Origin of the sequence: Corynebacterium sp. KPL1824, assembly GCF_000478095.1 — a bacterium.
Classification (GTDB): domain Bacteria; phylum Actinomycetota; class Actinomycetes; order Mycobacteriales; family Mycobacteriaceae; genus Corynebacterium; species Corynebacterium accolens.
The window spans coordinates 412,756-430,692 of record NZ_KI515749.1 but is presented as its reverse complement, the minus strand read 5'-3'; the positions used below and the strand labels follow the sequence as shown (position 1 = coordinate 430,692).

18 protein-coding genes are annotated in these 17,937 nt (G+C 62.7%); 3 read left to right on the top strand and 15 right to left on the bottom strand.

Translation table 11 applies throughout. The features are described 5' to 3' along the window. Window positions 1-2 precede the first annotated feature (2 nt). From hemB to HMPREF1267_RS01970, 5 genes are all read right to left on the bottom strand, one after another. Complete coding sequence (gene hemB, locus HMPREF1267_RS01990) at window positions 3-986, bottom strand: porphobilinogen synthase (RefSeq protein ID WP_023028217.1); 984 nt, start codon at window positions 984-986, stop codon at window positions 3-5. A gap of 29 nt (window positions 987-1,015) precedes the next feature. Beyond that, window positions 1,016-2,692, bottom strand: coding sequence for a uroporphyrinogen-III synthase (locus tag HMPREF1267_RS01985; RefSeq protein WP_232215091.1), 1,677 nt, complete (start codon window positions 2,690-2,692; stop codon window positions 1,016-1,018). 209 nt (window positions 2,693-2,901) lie between these two features. Then, window positions 2,902-3,798 carry a hydroxymethylbilane synthase gene (gene hemC / locus HMPREF1267_RS01980; protein ID WP_023016653.1) on the bottom strand — a complete coding sequence of 299 codons (897 nt, stop codon included), beginning with the start codon at window positions 3,796-3,798 and terminating at the stop codon, window positions 2,902-2,904. After that, on the bottom strand, window positions 3,799-5,133 hold the full coding sequence (locus tag HMPREF1267_RS01975) for a glutamyl-tRNA reductase (protein ID WP_023028215.1): 1,335 nt from the start codon (window positions 5,131-5,133) through the stop codon (window positions 3,799-3,801). It lies immediately after the preceding gene. A 76-nt stretch (window positions 5,134-5,209) separates the two neighbouring features. Further along, a complete protein-coding gene (locus HMPREF1267_RS01970) occupies window positions 5,210-5,449 on the bottom strand; it encodes a glutaredoxin family protein (RefSeq protein WP_005276722.1) in 240 nt (79 codons plus the stop codon). Between the two features lie 97 nt (window positions 5,450-5,546). Between HMPREF1267_RS01970 and HMPREF1267_RS01965 the strand changes: the two genes are divergently transcribed. After that, a complete protein-coding gene (locus HMPREF1267_RS01965; protein ID WP_023028214.1) occupies window positions 5,547-6,584 on the top strand; it encodes an HAD family phosphatase in 1,038 nt (345 codons plus the stop codon). Between the two features lie 75 nt (window positions 6,585-6,659). Here the strand turns inward: HMPREF1267_RS01965 and HMPREF1267_RS01960 are convergent, their stop codons facing one another. The 6 genes from HMPREF1267_RS01960 to HMPREF1267_RS01940 form a co-directional block, all read right to left on the bottom strand. Beyond that, a complete protein-coding gene (locus HMPREF1267_RS01960; protein ID WP_023028213.1) occupies window positions 6,660-7,025 on the bottom strand; it encodes a DoxX family protein in 366 nt (121 codons plus the stop codon). Window positions 7,026-7,237: 212 nt separating this feature from the next. Beyond that, on the bottom strand, window positions 7,238-7,339 hold the full coding sequence (locus HMPREF1267_RS12570; protein ID WP_003855542.1) for a 30S ribosomal protein bS22: 102 nt from the start codon (window positions 7,337-7,339) through the stop codon (window positions 7,238-7,240). 275 nt (window positions 7,340-7,614) lie between these two features. Beyond that, window positions 7,615-7,803 carry a helix-turn-helix domain-containing protein gene (locus tag HMPREF1267_RS01955; RefSeq protein ID WP_005276651.1) on the bottom strand — a complete coding sequence of 63 codons (189 nt, stop codon included), beginning with the start codon at window positions 7,801-7,803 and terminating at the stop codon, window positions 7,615-7,617. 251 nt (window positions 7,804-8,054) lie between these two features. Then, window positions 8,055-8,846: a pyrroline-5-carboxylate reductase gene (proC, locus tag HMPREF1267_RS01950; RefSeq protein WP_023028212.1), complete on the bottom strand. Its 792-nt coding sequence runs from the start codon at window positions 8,844-8,846 to the stop codon at window positions 8,055-8,057. An 81-nt stretch (window positions 8,847-8,927) separates the two neighbouring features. Then, window positions 8,928-10,169, bottom strand: coding sequence for a hypothetical protein (locus tag HMPREF1267_RS01945; RefSeq protein ID WP_023028211.1), 1,242 nt, complete (start codon window positions 10,167-10,169; stop codon window positions 8,928-8,930). 9 nt (window positions 10,170-10,178) lie between these two features. Next, complete coding sequence (locus HMPREF1267_RS01940; protein WP_172596695.1) at window positions 10,179-11,108, bottom strand: Ppx/GppA phosphatase family protein; 930 nt, start codon at window positions 11,106-11,108, stop codon at window positions 10,179-10,181. 33 nt (window positions 11,109-11,141) lie between these two features. On the opposite strand from HMPREF1267_RS01940, the gene HMPREF1267_RS01935 reads away from it, so the two are divergent. Then, window positions 11,142-12,041 carry a hypothetical protein gene (locus tag HMPREF1267_RS01935; protein ID WP_023028209.1) on the top strand — a complete coding sequence of 300 codons (900 nt, stop codon included), beginning with the start codon at window positions 11,142-11,144 and terminating at the stop codon, window positions 12,039-12,041. Here HMPREF1267_RS01935 and HMPREF1267_RS01930 read toward each other — a convergent pair. The 4 genes from HMPREF1267_RS01930 to mshA all read right to left on the bottom strand — a co-directional run bounded on the left by HMPREF1267_RS01930 (window position 12,038) and on the right by mshA (window position 16,129). Further along, complete coding sequence (locus HMPREF1267_RS01930) at window positions 12,038-12,748, bottom strand: response regulator transcription factor (RefSeq protein WP_023028208.1); 711 nt, start codon at window positions 12,746-12,748, stop codon at window positions 12,038-12,040. The genes HMPREF1267_RS01935 and HMPREF1267_RS01930 overlap by 4 nt on opposite strands. After that, entirely contained in the window at window positions 12,745-14,007 is a 1,263-nt protein-coding gene (locus HMPREF1267_RS01925; protein ID WP_369707681.1) for a sensor histidine kinase, read from the bottom strand. The genes HMPREF1267_RS01930 and HMPREF1267_RS01925 overlap by 4 nt, the downstream gene beginning before the upstream one ends. 68 nt (window positions 14,008-14,075) lie before the next feature. Continuing rightward, entirely contained in the window at window positions 14,076-14,822 is a 747-nt protein-coding gene (locus tag HMPREF1267_RS01920) for a phosphoglyceromutase (protein ID WP_005276632.1), read from the bottom strand. A 41-nt stretch (window positions 14,823-14,863) separates the two neighbouring features. Continuing rightward, the gene (gene mshA / locus HMPREF1267_RS01915) at window positions 14,864-16,129 is read right to left on the bottom strand and encodes a D-inositol-3-phosphate glycosyltransferase (protein WP_023028206.1); all 1,266 of its coding nucleotides are present in this window, start codon (window positions 16,127-16,129) and stop codon (window positions 14,864-14,866) included. A 66-nt stretch (window positions 16,130-16,195) separates the two neighbouring features. Here mshA and HMPREF1267_RS01910 point away from each other — a divergent pair, with 66 nt between their 5' ends. Next, window positions 16,196-17,914, top strand: a complete 1,719-nt coding sequence (locus HMPREF1267_RS01910; protein ID WP_023028205.1) for a long-chain-fatty-acid--CoA ligase — start codon at window positions 16,196-16,198, stop codon at window positions 17,912-17,914. Window positions 17,915-17,937 lie beyond the last annotated feature (23 nt).

Genomic DNA, 17,937 nt, shown 5'->3' with positions numbered 1-17,937 from the left:
CTTTACTTGAGCAGGCGTGCGGCTTCGGTGGCGAAGTACGTCAGGATCTGGTCGGCACCGGCGCGCTTGAAGGCGGTGAGCGACTCGAGCATGATGGCCTCGCCATCGACCCAGCCGTTGGCGGCGCCCGCCTTGATCATCGCGTACTCGCCGGAGACCTGGTACACGGCGACGGGCACGGAGGAAGTCTCCGCGATTGCGGACAAGACATCCAAATACGGCAAGCCCGGCTTGACCATCACGAAGTCGGCGCCTTCTTCGATATCGAGCTCGGCCTCCAGCAGGGATTCGCGGAAGTTGCGCGGGTCCTGCTGGTAGGTGCGGCGGTCTCCCTCGAGGGAGGAGCCGACGGCCTCGCGGAAGGGGCCGAAGAAGGCGGAGGCGTACTTCGCGGAGTAGGCCATGATGGAGACGTCGTCGCGCCCGGCCTCATCCAGATCGGCGCGGATGGCGGCAACCTGGCCGTCCATCATGCCAGACGGCGAAATGATCTGCGCACCGGCTTCGGCCTGGGAGCGGGCCATTTTTTGGTAGAGCTGGACGGATTCATCGTTAAGCACGCGGCCCTGGTCATCGAGGACGCCGCAGTGCCCGTGCGAGGTGAACTCGTCGAGGCAGGTATCGGCCATGATGATGAGGTCATCGCCAAATTCCTCGCGCAGGGCGGAAATGCCGCGGTTCAAAATGCCGTCTGGGTTCCAGGCCACGGAGCCGGTGGCGTCCTTGTCCTTTTCCAGCGGAACGCCGAACAGGTCCACGCAGGTAACGCCGGCCTCGAGGGCCTCTTCGGTCGCGCGGCACAGCGAGTCAAAGGTGTGCTGGTACACGCCGGGCATGGAGGAAATCTCATTCGGCTCATCGAGGCCGTCTGCAATAAACATCGGCAGAATTAAGTCCGATGGGCGCAGCGTGGTTTCGGCGACGAGGTTGCGCATCTGCGGCGTGGAGCGCAGTCGGCGGGGGCGGCGGGCAGGAAAAGAGCTCATTGGGTACTCCTTAGAGCGAGACTAAAAACTTACGCCTTCTCGACCTTAGTAGTCTTCTTGCGCGCGCGACGCTTCTTGCGGGGCGCGGGCAGGTTACCGGCAGCGCGGAGGGCGGCGACGTGGCTGGCGAGGGCATCGACAAGCGCGGGCACGTCCGCAACATCCGGCACGACATCGACGCGCAGGCCCAGCTCTTCTGCGGCCGCGCTTGCCGATGGCCCGATGCACGCGATGATCGTCCGCTGGTGCGGCTTGCCGGCGATGCCCACCAAGTTGCGCACGGTGGAACCGGAGGTAAAGGCCACGGCGTCGAAGCCGCCGGTCTTGATCATGTCGCGGATTTCTGCCGAGGGCGGGGCGGCGCGCACGGTACGGTAGGCCACGACGTCATCGACGTCCCACTGGAGGGCCTGGAGGCCATCGACAAGCGTATCGGCGGCGATATCGGTGCGCGGCAGGAGGACGCGGCTCACGGCGTCGATGTCCTCGACGTAATTGGGAAAGACCTCGAGCAGGCCCTCGGCGTTTTGCTTCTTCTTGTGCGGCAAAAGCTCCGGCACCATGCCCTTGGCACGGATGGCATCGGCGGTCTTGGTGCCCACGGCGGCGAGGTGCACGCCGGCGAAATCGCGCGCGTCCAGGCCGAGCTGGGAAATCTTATCCCACACGGCGGTCACGGCATTGACGGAGGTAAAGACGATCCACTTGTAGCGGCCCTCGACAATGCCCTTGATGGCGCGGTCCATCTGCGCGGGGTTGCGGGGCGGCTCGATGGAAATCGTCGGTACGTTCTGCGGAATGGCTCCGTAGCCGGCTAGGCGCGCGGACATGGGCCCGGCCTGTTCCTTGGTGCGCGGCACCAGCACACGCCAGCCGTAGAGAGGGCGGTTTTCCCACCACGAGTACTTGGTGCGGTCATCGATGCTGCGGCCGAGCGTGACCACCAGCGGGCCGGACAGGTCCGCGTCCAGCTTGGCGATGGTCCCCAGCGTCGTCTCGTACGTGCGCTGCAGGCGCGTGGTGCCGTGGACGGTCACGAAGGCCTCGGTTTCCGCCGGCATGCCGCGCTGCTGCAGCTCGGTGGAAATCTCCGCGAGGTCGTCCTTGGTGGCCTGCAAGACGATGGGCTGGGTGGCATTGGCGAGCGCGTCCCAGTCGGCACCATCGGTGACATCAGCCTCCGTGTACGTCGAGCCCAGGGCCAGCCCGGCAAAAGACGGCACGGTTGAGGGCAGGGACATGCCCGGCACGACCTGGAATTCCAGGCCTGCGGAGGCCACGGCGTTGATCTCGGCTTTGATGGATTCGCGGTTGAGCGGGTTGCCGGTCACGAGGCGGATGACGTCCTCGCCATCGGCCTCGGCAAGGCACTCGCGCAGCTGGCTGACGATGTCCTCGCCCGGTGCATAGAGCACCGCGGCGGTCGGTGCCGGCGGGCGGGGCGGCTTGCGGCGCGCGCCCTTGGCCTTGGCATCGGCGCACATCTGCGCGTATTCCTCTTCCGCGGCATCCAACAGCTCTTGCGGGACGGGCAGCGCGGTGGCGACGGCATCGCGCACGCCCTGCATGACCTGCGGATCGGCCACGGCGAAAGCGTTATTGGCCAGAACTTCGCGGGCGCGGACGGTCAGCAGGTCTGGGTTTCCCGGACCAGCGCCCACGAAGACGATCTTGCCCAACTGGGTGTCTGACACAGCATTGCTCATAAAGTTCTTTTCTAGATCTGGGCCCGCGGCACCGCACACGGACATGATCGCCTGCAGTGTTTCTCCCCGCGCCGTCGGTGGGTATCAAGGTCATAACGGCCAAAATCCCAGGCGCGACGTCCTGGGATGCCCTTAAAGGGGGCCGGGTATCATTGCAAAAAATGATCTATGGTATCTACACCTTAAATTATTAGCGCTTAAAGTAGAAATTACTGACCAAGCAGGTCGGCCGCGCCTTGGGCGAATAGCTCATCAGAGACCCGCGCGCCCAACTCCGCCGCTTCCGCTGCGTCCGCCGCGGTGCCGGAGGCGGTGGCGGTCAATTGGCGGGAACCATCCAGCGCAAAGACGCCGCCGCGCACCGTGAGCTGATCACCATTCCAGCGGGACGTGGCGGCCACGGGCGCGGTGCAGCCGGCCTCGAGGCGGGCGAGAACGGCGCGCTCGGCGAGGGCTGCGGCGGTGGCTTGTTCATCGACAACAGCGTCGAGCGCCGCGGCGGCCTCGGTGCCGGCGACGGCCTCGATGGCAAGCGCACCCTGGGCGGGGGCGGGCATGAATAATTCTGGATCGAAAATATCGCTGGCCCGATCCTCGTAGCCGCCGCGCAGCAGGCCGGCATAGGCCAGCACCACGGCATCGAGTTCGCCGTCGGTCACCTTGGACATGCGGGTATCGATATTGCCGCGCAGCGGGCGGATATCCAGGTCCGGGCGCAGCGCGGCCAGCTGGGAGATGCGGCGCGGCGCCGAGGTTCCCACCCGCGCGCCCTCCGGCAGCTGCATCAGGGTCATGCCATCGCGGGCGACCAGCACCTCGCGGCTGTCCTGGCGCTGCGGGATAACCAAGCGGAAGCGGTCATCCTCGGCCGTGGGCAGGTCTTTGAAAGAGTGCACGGCGATATCGCATTCGCCGCGGTACAGCGCCTCGCGCAGCGCCTGGGTGAATACGCCCACGCCGATGCGCTCGACCGGGGCCATATTGGTATCGCCTGCGGTGGTGACGATGTGGAGTTCGGAATCGAATCCGGCATCGATAAGCCAATCGCGGACGTGTCCTGCCTGGGTGGTGGCGAGCTTGGAGCCACGGGTACCGATCTGGAACATTTACGCCTCCTTATTCAGCGTGGGCAATTCATTGACGGCAACGGCAACGCCGGAGCCTTCCAGCTGCAGGCCAAAAAGCTCCTGCAGGGCATTTTCGCTGTTAAAGCTGCTATCCGATGCCGCCAGCTTCTTCGCCCGCACCGTCGGTTCATGCAGCAGCTTGTCGGCGACGCGCTTGAGGGCGCCTTGGACATCGGCAAGCTGCTTGCCCTCTAGCTCCGGGTGCTTTTGCTGCAAGCGGGCCGCCTCGCACTCCACGAGGTCCGCCGCGCGGCGGTGCAGGGCGCTAACAGCCGGTGCCACATCGCGCACGCGCTGCGCGGAGGTATAGGCGGCGAGCTCCTCGTCCACGATGGTGCGGGCCTGCTCGTGCGGGCTTGTGCCGGCCGCGACGTCGGTGGCGGCCGCGGACAGGGACTTGCTGAGGCGCTCGATGTTCACCAAGTCCACGTCATCGATTTTCGTTGCCTCGTCATCGATATCGCGCGGGAGGGAGAGGTCAATGAGCATCAGCGGGTGCGCGGGCGGGATATCGCCGGCGGTGATGGTAAACCCCTCGGCGCCGGTGGCGGAGATGGCGAGGTCGACATCGGCAAGCGCGGTGGCGCGGTCCTGAAAGTCCACCACGCGGGTGCGCACCCCGGCCTCTTCTGCGTGGCCGGCAAGACGCTCGGCGCGCTCGCGGGTGCGGTTGGCAATCACCAGCTCGCCGATGCCCAGCCGGCCTGCATGGGTGGCCGCAAGCGAGGCCATCGCCCCGGCGCCGAGCACGAGCGCGGACTTGCCCTGCAGATCCTCCGCATCGAGGCGCTGCAGCGCCTGGTCAAAGGCGAAAGTCACCATCGAGACGCCGGCCTTGTCGATCTCCGTTTCCGAGTGCACGCGCTTGCCGGCCCGCAGCGCGGACTGCGCCAAGGCGTGGATGCGCGGGCCGACCGTGCCCTGCTCGGAGGCGGACTGGTAGGCAGAACGCACCTGGCCGATGATCTGCTGCTCGCCCACCACCATTGAATCCAAGCCGGAGGTAACGGACATGAGGTGTTCCGCGGCGGCATCGGCATAGCGCACGTAAAGGTAATTGCGCAGCTCTTCCTCATCGACCTGGGAGACTTCCTTGAGCACCCGGATGACGTCCTGCACGCCGGTGTGGAAGGCATTGGTCACCGTGTAGACCTCGAGGCGGTTGCACGTGGAAATGATCATCGCCTCAGTCAGGGACTCGGCATCAACCAACTGCCCGCAGGCGGAATGCTGCACCACATCGTCCATGCTCAACTTTTCCAGCAACGCCACGGGTGCCGATTGGTGGGACATTCCCACAACAAGCACGCTCATGCTCCACACTCCTCAACCTTTTGATTGACCGCAATGGTTCCAAAGACTACCCCGCATGGGCGTGGAACCCGAATCGTCAGCGCAGCTCGGCAGCCAGCTCTTCGTTATCGACTTCCCAGCAGGCGAATTCTTCTCCGTCTATCACTACAACGGGAACGCGGTCACCGAATTCCATCTCGAGCTCGCGGCTGTCTTCCACGTTGCGCACTTCCAGCTGGGCGCCGGCCGCCTGGATAACGGGGGTAATCTGCTCTTTTACCCGTTTACAGGAACCGCAGGTGGGGCGCACCATGAGCTCGACTAGATGCTGGGACATAGGGGCGGGATTCTCCTCATAAGGACGCCGACGGTGGAAACGTTTACTATGGACATATTAGTCCACCCCGCGTTTGCGAAAGCTGTTTATTCCACTCGTGTCCGCTATACCTCCCCCCGGATTCCCCGAATCTCCCCGCGACTTTTTGGCCAATTGGACGGCCTCGCGCGGCAATCTGCGCAACTTTTTAGAAAACCAGGCGCTGGCCCCCTTGGGCGAGGAAGAACAACGCGCCGCAGGTGAGGCGGCCGCTGCCGCCGCCTTAGAGGAATTCGGGCTCGAGCTCGAGGACTTCGCCTCCGGCATCGCCTCCGTCTCCGGCTCTTATGACGCCGCAGGCTCCCCGCGCATCACGGACCAGGATCCGGACGTCCCCGTCGATGTGGGTGCCGCCGCCTTTTTCGACGTGGACAATACCCTCGTTCAGGGTTCCTCCTTGGTGGAATTCGGCTTTGGGCTCGCCCGCCGGCGCTACATCCGCATCTCTGAGATACTCCCGGTTGCCTGGAAGCAGCTCAAATTCCGCCTCTCCGGTGCGGAGAATGCAAAGGACGTCGCCGCCGGCCGCGCGCAGGCCCTAGAGTTTGTCAAAGGCCGCAGCGTAGATGAGCTCATCGATCTCTGCGAGGAAATCGTCGAAGCCTCCCTCGCCCGCCGCGCGTACCCCGGCACCACACAGCTCGCTGAGATGCACCTGGCCGCCGGCCAACAGGTGTGGCTGGTAACCGCTACCCCAGTCCAGCTCGCCCAGGTCTTGGCGCGTCGCTTTGGCTTTACCGGCGCCCTCGGCACCGTCGCGGAGGTAGAAGACGGCAAGTTCACCGGCCGCCTAGTGGGCGATATCCTCCACGGCCCGGGCAAGAAGCACGCCGTGGCCGCCCTCGCTACCATCGAGGGCCTCGATCTGGACCGGTGCACCGCCTACTCCGACTCCGCGAATGACATGCCCATGCTCACCATGGTGGGCACCCCCGTGGCCATCAACCCGGACCGCAAACTGCGCAACATCGCAGAAGAGCGCGGTTGGATCGTCCGCGACTACCGCTCCATCCGCCGCGCCATCCGCACCTACGGCCTTCCAGCGCTTGTCACGGCCGCCTTCTCCTATGGCAGCTGGCGCTATTTCCGGAAGTAGCAATACAGCCAGCACTGCCGTCACACAACGGGCACTCAGCGCATTACTTTCTCAAGCCCCTCGGTGTGGCTATTGCTACCCTATCGCCGCGACGTTGAACACCAGAACAACCGCACTAAGAGCAGTCATCCCGAGACAATTTACCCAGAACTCCTTACCTACGAAGTTCGCCTTGATATGAGCGATGATGGCGAAAATAAAGTAACCAAGTACGCCGACTGAGACAGTGGCTGTAATCGACGGGTTATTCAAAACGGCTCCGACGATCAAGCCAAGCGCGGCCAGCGCCTTAATTCCGATAAGCGCCCACCACCAGTCTTGAGGAAAATTGACCCCTCTAAGGCAGCGACTAATGAACTTGGGTGGCTTCACAGAAAGCACGGCATCGCCTATCAAAACGATGGCTAAAAGATACGTACCAAAGACAGCTAAGGACCCCACTCGGGAACCTCCCTTGAATCAAGATGCTAAGCACATGAAGCATCGCATGGCCCAACTTTTGTGGGTTGAATTGATTCTACAGCTCAAAACAAGCAAACGTATGTGGAGATGTGCAGCGGAAGAACGACCGAGAATCCACGCTCGGCCCGAAAACCAGAAATCCTCCGCCACCGCGCTAAGGCACGGTGCGGAGGATTCCTAGGCTGTTGGGTTTACTTACCCAACTTACGACGCTGCACGCGGGTGCGGCGCAGCATCTTGCGGTGCTTCTTCTTGGACATGCGCTTGCGGCGCTTCTTGATGACAGAACCCATAACAGGCGTCCTCACTTTCTTTTAGTACGTACTGTGAACCTGCCGGCGCCTGAAACGGCAAAGGTGCACTCTTTGCCACCTTGGCCGCACATATGCGGGCCATCACGGCGTGCCGACACGAATGCGATCCATCTTACCTAGTCCCCAGCGTGTCTCCAAAAGTGGCCCCGATGGAAACCCGCGGCAAGACGTCGCGCGGGAAAACGAGACAGCGCCCACCACCGCTGGCCAAGAGTGGCCAACAGAAGTGGGCGCTGCTTGAAAGGCGCGAGAACCTACGCTCCGTAAACGGATGCCTCGAGGTACTCGTTGACGGCGGACTCGTGAACGCGGAAAGAGCGTCCGACGCGGACTGCCGGCATTTCGCCTGCGTGAACCAAACGGTAGACAGTCATCTTGGAGACGCGCATGATTTCAGCGACCTCCGCGATGGTCAGAAAGGTTCCTTTTTCTTCATTTGCCATAATTATCTAACCCTTCAGCTCGTTACGCGCTGTAGGCTTCCCCTCCCACAGGACTTCACGCACGTGCTTGTCCCAGCCTATCGTGAAACATGTGACTAATGCGACCCAAGTGCCAAATTTTTTCACAGTAGTTGTTCAGTTCACCGGCAAAAGCGCTGCGTAACAACCGCCTCATGGCTCCCGTACGGCCCCCGCGTGGTGTGAGGTAACTATACCCCCACCACGGGGAACTGGCCACACTAGGCGGGCCGCTAGCCCAGTTCCTTGGCCTTATCGGAGCAGGCCTCGGCGGCGCGGTAGAAGGCGCCACGCAGGCCGGACTCTTCCAGCTCGCGCACGGCAGCGGCGGTGGTGCCGCCCGGCGAGGTCACGCCTGCGCGCAGCTGCGTTGCCGAGCGGCCCGAGTTGGCCAGCATATCGCCCGCGCCGGCAGCCGCCTGGGCGGCAAGCTTTTCGGCGATATCGCGGGGGAGGCCGAGCTGCACGCCGGCATCGACAAGCGCCTCTGCCACGAGGAAGAAGTACGCCGGCGAGGAACCAGCCAGGGCGGTTGCGGCGTCGATATTCTTCTCCGGAATGACCGCAACCTCACCAACGGCCTCGAGCAGCTCCGTCACGCCCTGCATCTGGGCCTCAGTGACGTGCTCGCCGGCGGCGCAGGTGCACATGCCGCGGCGCACCAGCATCGGCGTATTGGGCATAACGCGCACAACCGGCACGCCCTCGCCCGCAGCGGCCTGCAGGGCCTCCAGCGTCAGCCCAGCAGCCATAGAGACCACCACGGCGTCCTTGGCTGGGTTAATCTCGCCCAGCAGGTCCAAGATCGCGTAAGGCTTGACGGACGCGAAGATATAGTCCGCGCCGTCCACCGCCTCGGCGTTATCCGTCGTGACGTTAACGCCATAGTTGCTCTTGAGTTCTTCACCGCGGGAGGCCGTGCGGTTAGTCACCGTGATATCGGAAGCATTAAAGTCCGATTCCACAAGACCCGAGGTCAAAGCCTCACCGATTTGTCCTCCACCTAAAATTGCAATCTTTGTCATAGGCTCCACCATGCCAAAAATAACGACACCCGGCTACCTCCACGAGGGAAGCAGCCGGGTGGTTCTCAGCGGATGGCCGGTTTAGAGCATGACCAAAAGCAGTGGCCCAAAGGTCAATATCAGGCCGGTAATGCCTGCAAGGAACATGGAGAAGCCATCGCGGGCGGTGCGCAGCGCATGCGTGACACCAGCCATGATTGCGGTGACGCAGAGCGCCAGGATGGCCACGACGATGCGCGGGAAGTTATCCCACAGCACTTCAAAGCCCTTGAAGATGATGATCGCCAAGACGATGCCCACAACCACCATGATGAGGATGGACATGGGGTTAAGCTTCTCGTGCTCTTCGGTGATTTCCTCGTCCCGGACCTGGGGCAGCTCGCCGGTATCGTCGGACTTCTTCGCGGCCGCAGCAGACTTCTGCGCAGGCGCGCCAGCCTTGGCCTTGGTTCCCGTGTCCTTGGCATCCTTCGCTCCCGCTGCGGTCGCTGCAGCGGCACCAGCAGCTGCGCCTGCCTTTTCCTTGGTGCTGGATTCGGCGCCGTCAGCGGCGTCCTTGCGCTTGTCCTGCGAGGACTGAGAGGACTGCGACTTGCCGATGCGCTGGATCACCGCAGTATCATCCGCGGACGGCTGATAAGACTTCTTCTCGGCGTCCTGAGCACCCGCCTTAGCCTCCGGCTCCGACTGCGCAGGTTTCTTTGCCTCCTGCGTGTTAGTCTTCTGCGCATTAGCCTTCTGCGCGGGGGCAGGCTTGGCCGTCGGCTGCGAGGCGGACCCCGCTGCCGGCTTAGGAGAGGCGGTAGGCCCGCTCGGCTTGCCGTTCTGCTTCGGCGCCGGGAACGCGGTGGGGGTACCAGCGGAAGGCTTCTCAGCAGCCGGCTTAGGGGAAGCGGATTGGGGCTGGGATGGCTTGCTTTGCGCAGGCTTGCCGATGCCCGACTGCCCCACGCCCTGCTTCGAGCCTTCCTGCGTGCCCGCGGCTGGCTTCTCCGCGCTTGGCTTACCTGCAGCGGCCTTGCCCGCTGCAGGCTTGGACTCCGAGGTCTTAGACTCCGCAGCCTTGTTTCCCGCGGACTGCTCGTCCTTGGACTTTGGCGCGCGGATGACAGGGGCGTCATCGTCGATGGAGACGCTGGTGTGCTTCGCCTCAGGCGGGGTGGACTTTACCTTCTTCAGGCTGCCGGTGAGCTCGGCAACGGATACGCCGCCCTCATCGAGGCTCCGCCGACGGCGGCGAGAGGTCTTCTCGTCCTTATCCGTGCGGTCCTTCTTATTGCGAGCCAGCAGCTCGGCCACGGTCAACTGTTTTTCGTCAGCCATGATCTCTTCCTATTCCAATCCCTTGTCGGTCCGGCGCAAAATAACACCTTCGCGCAGCGCCCATGGGCAGATTTCTAACTTCTCAATTCCCAGAGCTCGCATGCTTGCCTCGGCAACCAAAGCGCCGGCGACGATTTGGTGCGATCGGTTCGAACTTACACCCTCAAGGTCCGCTCTGTCTGCTGCAGTCATGCGCGTGATGAATGAAATCAACTGGCGCAGGCCCGGCGCGGTCAATGTGCGCTTGACGTATGGCCCTGCAGACGAGGGTGCCGCGCCGGTAAGGCGCGAGAGGGTACGGAAGGTTTTCGAGGTACCCACGGCCAGGCCGGCAGGACCCATCGCCTTCATCTGTGTGACGGCATCCTCGAGCTCCGCATCGATGAAATCGCGCAGCGCACTGACCTTCTTTTTCTCCGGCGGATCGGTATCGAACCAGTTGTGGGTCAGCCGCCCTGCGCCCAGATCGAGCGAGAAAGCCAGGTCAGGGTGTTCATCGGTACCGGTGGATAGCTCTAGGGAGCCACCGCCGATGTCCAAGTTGGTGATGCGCCCGGCGGACCAGCCGTACCAACGGCGAGCAGCGAGGAAGGTAAGCTGGGCTTCCTCCACGCCCGAGAGGATCTGCAGGCGCACGCCGGTCTGCTTTTCCACCTCATCGAGCACTGCTTCAGAGTTAGGGGCAGAGCGAACCGCGGAGGTCGCGAAGGCGATAAATTCGGCGCACCCGAGTTTCTCACCCAGCTCACTTGCCTCACCCACGGCGGACACGAGCTTTTTCAGGCCCTTTTCGTGGATGTTTCCCTTCTTATCCAGCTGCTCTACCAGCCGGAGTGGGGTCTTCCAATCGCTCATCGGAGTAGGCCGTCCCCCCATTGCGGCATCGACCGCAACGAGGTGGACGGTATTACTTCCAACGTCTAATACACCTAATCGCACACTAATAGCGTAGTAGGTCTACCGTGGTTAGGTGTGAATCGCCCAAAATCTGACACCGTTTACCTAGGTTTTCCCGCGAGCTCGCCGGCGGCGGCATCGATTAAAGCCGGGCGCGAAGAGGCCCCAGATTTTCCGCGGGAGTGGTTCGAATTTACCAACCCAAACGACCCTTACCACGTCTTTTCCATCGATCTGACGTGGGTGGAATCGCACTACAGCTGCCAATTTGGCACGTCGGCCTGCCGGGGCATCGATAAGAGCCAGCCCGATGTGGGCTGCTGCGTGCACGGTGCATATATGGCCGATGAACAAGACCGCGACCAGCTTTACGATGCCGTCTCCCGCATGCCCGCGCGCTACTGGCAGCTGCGGCCAGCGGGGGTAGATGAGTTCTTGGCGCAAGAAAACACCGATGAGCTAGAGCCCTGGTTGGAATGGGATGAGCTCGACGGCGAGGACGGCGCACCGGAACCGGCGCTGAAAACGCCCATCGTGGATGGCGCCTGCATCTTTGCCAACCGCACCGGCTGGGAAACGGGAACCGGCTGCGCACTGCACCAATGGGCCGTCGATAGTGGCGAGGAACTGACCGTGGTCAAGCCGGAGGTGTGCTGGCAGCTGCCGCTGCGGCGCTACGAGGATTATGAAGAACGCCCCGATGGCCAGGAGATTTTGCGCACCACCATCGGCGAATATGACCGCCGCGGTTGGGGCAATGGCGGCGAAGACTTTGATTGGTACTGCTCTACCGATGGAGCCTGCCACGCCAATCCGCTGCCGATGTGGCAATCGCACGAGGACGAGCTCGTCGCGCTCATGGGGCGCGAAAGCTACGATATTTTGGCGCAACAATGCCGGGCCCGCGCAGAAGCCGCCGAACACGGCGTGCAGCTTACCCAGCACCCGGCCAGCATCAAGGCCGGCTGGTACTAGAGCTCGAATTTATAGCCCAACCCGCGCACCGTTACTAGGTGCTTCGGGCGGGAGGGGTGCTCCTCAATCTTGGTACGCAGGCGCTTGATATGCACGTCGAGCGTTTTGGTATCGCCCACGTAATCCGCACCCCAGATGCGATCGATGAGCTGGCCGCGGGTCAGCACGCGCCCGGCGTTGCGCAGGAGGTATTCCAGCAGGTCAAACTCCTTGAGCGGCATCGCTACCGGCTCGCCCGCCACGGTGACGATGTGGCGCTCCACATCCATCTTCACGCGGCCGCCGGAGAGGATCTGCTCGTCTTCTGCCTCGGCGCCCTCTGCGGCGTCCGCGTTGGAGGCCTGATCGTTGCCGCGGCGCAGCACGGCGCGGATGCGGGCGATGAGCTCGCGGGAGGAATACGGTTTGGTGACGTAATCATCCGCACCCAGCTCGAGTCCCACGACCTTATCGATTTCCGCGTCGCGCGCGGTGACCATGATGACCGGCACGGAGGAGGTAGCGCGCAGCTGCTTGCACACGTCGGTGCCGGACATACCGGGAAGCATGAGGTCAAGCAGCATGATGTCGATGTCATTATCGGCGAATTTCTCCAGCGCGGATGGGCCATCGAGAGCGATAATCGGCTCGAAGCCTTCCTTGCGGAGCAAGAATGCCAGCGGATCGGCCAGCGACTCTTCATCTTCCACGATGAGAATAGTGGTCATTGTGCTTTATCCTTTCGACGTGCTGCTACGCGTGCTACCGCACGCTGGAGCCCAGGAGCCGCCGCATCGACGGAATCCCTGTCTTCATTATCCTGCAAGTCAGCCTCGTGCGCTGGCTTCTCTTCCTTATATATGGGCAACTCGATGGTGAAAGTAGAGCCCGTGCCAGGCCGCGACCACAGCTTGATATTGCCCCCGTGGTTGGCCACCACGTGTTTGACAATTGCTAATCCTAGGCCAGTGCCTCCCGTCTGCCGCGACCGGGCTTGGTCAACGCGGAAAAAGCGCTCGAAGACGCGCTTTTGATGCTCCGGCGGGATGCCGATGCCGCGGTCCGTTACCCGGATCAGCACGACGTCATCCCCCACCACCTTCTGTGAGACGGAGACCGGCAATTCCTCTGGCGAATAATTGATCGCGTTGGAAATGAGGTTGGACAGCGCGGTTACCAAGAGGGAGCGGTCACCCATGACCTGCACGTCCTCGGAGGGACCTTGGGTCAGCCTGATGGAGCGCGCGTCTGCGGCGAGCTGATTGCGCGAAATCGCCTCGTCGATGAGATCGTCCACGAAAAGCGGTTCCATCTCCGGCAGTGCCTCGGCGCCCTGCAGCTTGGAGAGCGAAATGAGCTCGCTGACCATATCCGCCATGCGGTTGGCCTCTTTTTGTACCTTGGTACCGAAGTACTTCACATGCTCCGGGTCCTCGGGGTCTTGGAGGAGGGCCTCGGCCAGCAGAGCGATGCCACCCACCGGGGTTTTCAGCTCATGAGAGACGTTGGCCACGAAGTCACGGCGCGCGGATTCCATGCGCACGTTTTCGCTCTCATCGGTGCCGTAGATGATGATGAAGCGGCCATCGTTAAGCGTCAGCGGCTTGATGACGGCCTTGACCTGTGTGACGCGGTGCCCGGTGCGGCGCTTGGGGATGGCCAAGTCCACGGTGCGGGTTTCCTTATCCTCGAAGACCTGCTCTGCGGTCTTCCAGATCTCTGGGTTGACGGCGCGATCGTGGACCACGGACATCTCGTGCGCCGCTGGATTGGACAGGATGATTTCCTGGTTCCTATCGAGCACCGTCAGCGCCGTGGGCGAGCCTTGGACCGCAAGATGCAGGCCTTGGCTCACGGTGGTGACCTGGTTTGCCTGGGCATCGCTCGCGCGCTGGCGGCGTGCCATGCGCTCGCGCACCCGCGAAATTAATGGCAGCACCACCGCGCAGGCAACCACGCCCGCGAGAAAGACAAAAATTAATTCCACGTCATTAAGCCTAACCATTAGAAAGTCCCCAGGGAGCACCTCCCCGGGGACTTATATGCAGTAGTGGGTTACTTGCCACCCTGCGCGGCGACGGCAGCGGCCCCGGCCTCGGCGGCCTCTGGGTCCAGGTAGGTGCCGCCCTCGTTGACCACGGAGCCATCCTCCGCAATCTCGTACACCAGCGGGATGCCGGTCGGGATATTCAGCCCGGCGATGTCATCATCGGAAATACCATCGAGGTGCTTGACCAACGCGCGCAGGGAGTTGCCGTGCGCTGCGATCATGACTGACTCGCCCTTCTTAGCCCGCGGCAGAATCTCTTCCTCGAAGTAGGGCACGAAGCGCTCGACAACGTCCTTCAGGCACTCCGTCTGTGGGACCTTGTCCAAGTCCGCGTAGCGGGGGTCGTTGGCCTGGGAGTACTCGGCGTCATCGGCAAGCTCGGGCGGGCGCGTGTCATAGGAACGGCGCCATGCCATGAACTGGTCCTCGCCGTATTCTTCCTTGGTCTCGGCCTTGTTCAGGCCCTGCAACGCACCGTAGTGACGCTCGTTAAGGCGCCAGTCACGGATGACCGGGATCCAGTGGCGGTCGGCCGCATCCAGCGCGATATTGGCGGTGCGGATGGCGCGGCGCAGCAAGGAGGTGTACAGAACGTTGGGCAGGATGCCCTCTTGCGCGAGCAGCTCGCCGCCACGCTTGGCCTCTGCCTCACCCTTTTCTGTCAGGTCAACATCGACCCAACCGGTAAATTGGTTGGATTCATTCCAGGTGGATTGGCCGTGGCGAAGAAGAATCAGTTTTCCGTTAGTCATGCCTCCAGCATGCCACGAAACCGCCCGGCGCGTCAGTGAGGCTAGTCTCCCATCGCGCGGCGTTGGTGGCAGTCAGGCACCGGAATCTGCTGGGCTTCGGCATAAATCTCCGTCAGCTCGCGAGCCGTGTTGGTCCAGCTAAAGCGCGCGGCGTGCGCGACGGCGGCCTCGCCCATGGCGATGCGCCGGGGGTCATCGTCCAGCAGCTGGGTCAAGGAATCCGCCCATTCCTTCGGATCGTGGGACGGCACCAGCAACCCGGTCTCACCATCGACGACGGCGATGGGCAGCCCACCCACGGCCGCGGCGACGACCGGCGTGCCAGAGGCCTGTGCCTCGAGCGCCACCAATCCAAAGGATTCGTTGTAGCTGGGCACCGCCACGATATCCGCGGCGCGGTACACCCCCACCAGCTCCTCAGGCGGGCGCGGGCCTAAAAAGCGCACGCGCTTTTTAACGCCCAACTCCCGCGCCAATTCCCTATACGCCTCCGGCGAGGCATTGGCCCCGGATGGCCCGCCGCAGATGAGCACCCGAAAATCGCGGGTGGGCTCGCGGTGGCAGAGCTCGGCGGCGGTGCGGATGAGGACTTCGGGTCCCTTGAACTTTTGCAGGCGCCCCACAAAGGCGATGACCTTGGTGTGCAGCGGGATGCCCAGCTCGCGGCGGGAGCGCTCCGTATTGCGGTCGGTACCAGGGGTAAAAAGCCCCACGTCCGCACCCGGGGAGACCACGCGGATGATGTCGCGCTCGGCATCGTAATGCTCCGCCAAGTCGCGGGCTTCCTGATCGGTATTGACCACGAGGAGGTCTGCATTATCCACCAATTGCTGCTCGCAGATGCGTCGCGCCTCTGATTCCACGGTGTCCTCGGCGGTGCGGTAAGCGTTTTTCACCGCGGCCAACGTATGGGCGGTGTGGACGAGGGGGATGCCCCAAAGATCGCGCAACAGCCACCCCACCTGGCCAGAAAGCCAGTAGTGGGAATGAATGAGGTCATATTTTTTGCCCTGCCACTTGGCAAATTGCACCACTCCACCGGAAAAGGCCGCGAGCTGGGTGGGCAGATCTTCTTTTTCTAGCCCCTCAAAGGGGCCTGCCACGATGTTGATCACCCGCAGGTTGGGGGCCACGTCCACGATTTCTTTGTGGCTGGGGCGGGTAGCGCGGGTATAGACGTCCACCTCCACGCCAAGCTGGGCTAATTGGCAGGCAATATTTAAAACGTAGACGTTCATTCCGCCGGCATCCCCGGAGCCAGGCTGCTCAATGGGGGAGGTATGCATAGAAATCATGGCGATGCGCATGTTGTCCCATCTTAGCGGCGCTATACTGGCCCCTGCCAACAACCTACGCTACCGAAAGGTCACGCATTGTCCGCTTACGAATCAAAGGCATGGCTCCAGTATTACCCGGAGTGGACGCCGCATAGCCTCGACTATGGCACCACCACCCTGTTGGACCTGTATGACAACAACCTCGAGGTCAATGGCGATAAGTCAGCCACGTATTTCTTTGGACGCACCCAAAACTATTCCGAGCTGGACCGCCAAGTGCGCGCCGCCGCAGCAGGCCTTAAGGCCTTCGGCGTGCGCCCCGGTGACCGCGTAGCCATCGTCGCCCCCAATAGCCCGCAGTACATCGCGGCCTTTTATGCCATCTTGAAGCTCGGTGCCCAGGTTGTGCTGCACAATCCGCTCTATACCGCCCACGAGCTGGAGGGACTTTTCCAGGATCACGGCGCGCGCATCGCCATCGCCTGGGACAAGGCCGCGCCCACCCTGGAGAAGCTGCGGGCTACCACCAACCTGGAAACGGTCGTGTCCATCAACATGATCAACGCCATGCCCACCCTGCAGCGCGCCGCACTGCGCCTGCCGCTTCCCCCGCTCAAGGCCAAGCGCGAGCAGCTTTCCGCCCCAGCGCCGAATACCGTGCCGTGGGAGGCGCTGATTGGCGATGCCATCGGTGGCAACGGCAGCGATATTAAGACGCCGGAGGACATTGATAAGGACACCGTCGCGCTGGTGATGTACACCTCCGGTACGACCGGTGCGCCCAAGGGCGCGATGCTTTCGCACGGCAACCTCGTATCCAACCTGCTGCAGGGCAAGGCATGGGTCCCGGGCTTGGGCGATAAGCCTGAGCGCATGCTCGCCGCCCTACCCTTCTTCCACGCGTACGGCCTGACCATGAACGTCACCTTGGCCCAGCTCATCGGCGGCGAATTGGTCATCCTCCCCGTGCCGCAGATCCCGCTCATCATGCAGTTGATGAAGAAGCACACCCCCACCTGGGTCCCGGGCGTTCCTACCTTGTACGAGCGCATCGTCAAGGCCGCCGAGGAACAAGAGGTTCCCATCAAGGGCGTGCGCGCGGCCTTCTCCGGTGCGTCCACCCTGCCTTCTGAGACCGTCAATAAGTGGGAGCACGCCACCGGCGGCCTGCTCGTGGAAGGCTACGGCCTTACCGAGTGCTCGCCGATTATCGTGGGCAACCCCATGAGCACCGACCGCCGCCCCGGCTACGTGGGCATTCCTTTCCCAGATACCGAGGTGCGCATCGCCAATCCCGATAACCTGGATGAAACCCAGCCAGACGGCGTTGAGGGCGAGGTGCTGGCCCGCGGCCCGCAGATTTTCAAGGGCTACCTCAATAACCAGGAAGCCACCGATGCCGCCTTCCACGGCGACTGGTTCCACACCGGTGATATGGGCATCATGGAAGAAGACGGCTTCATCCGCCTGGTCAGCCGCATCAAGGAAATCATCATCACCGGCGGCTTCAACGTCTACCCGGGCGAGGTCGAAGAAATCCTGCGCGAGCACCCCAGCGTCGACGACGCCGCCGTGGTGGGCCGCCCGCGCGAGGACGGCTCCGAAGACGTCGTGGCCTGCCTCGATCTTGCCGATGGCGCCGCTCTCGACCCCGAAGGCCTCAAGGACTACTGCCGCGAGCGCCTGACCCGCTACAAGGTCCCGCGCACCTTCTACCACTTTGAGGAACTGGCCAAGGACCAAATGGGCAAGATCCGCCGCCGTGAGGTACAAGAAGACCTCATCAACCGCCTCGAAGCAGAGAAGAACTCCTAAAACACCTAGAGTTCACAACCACC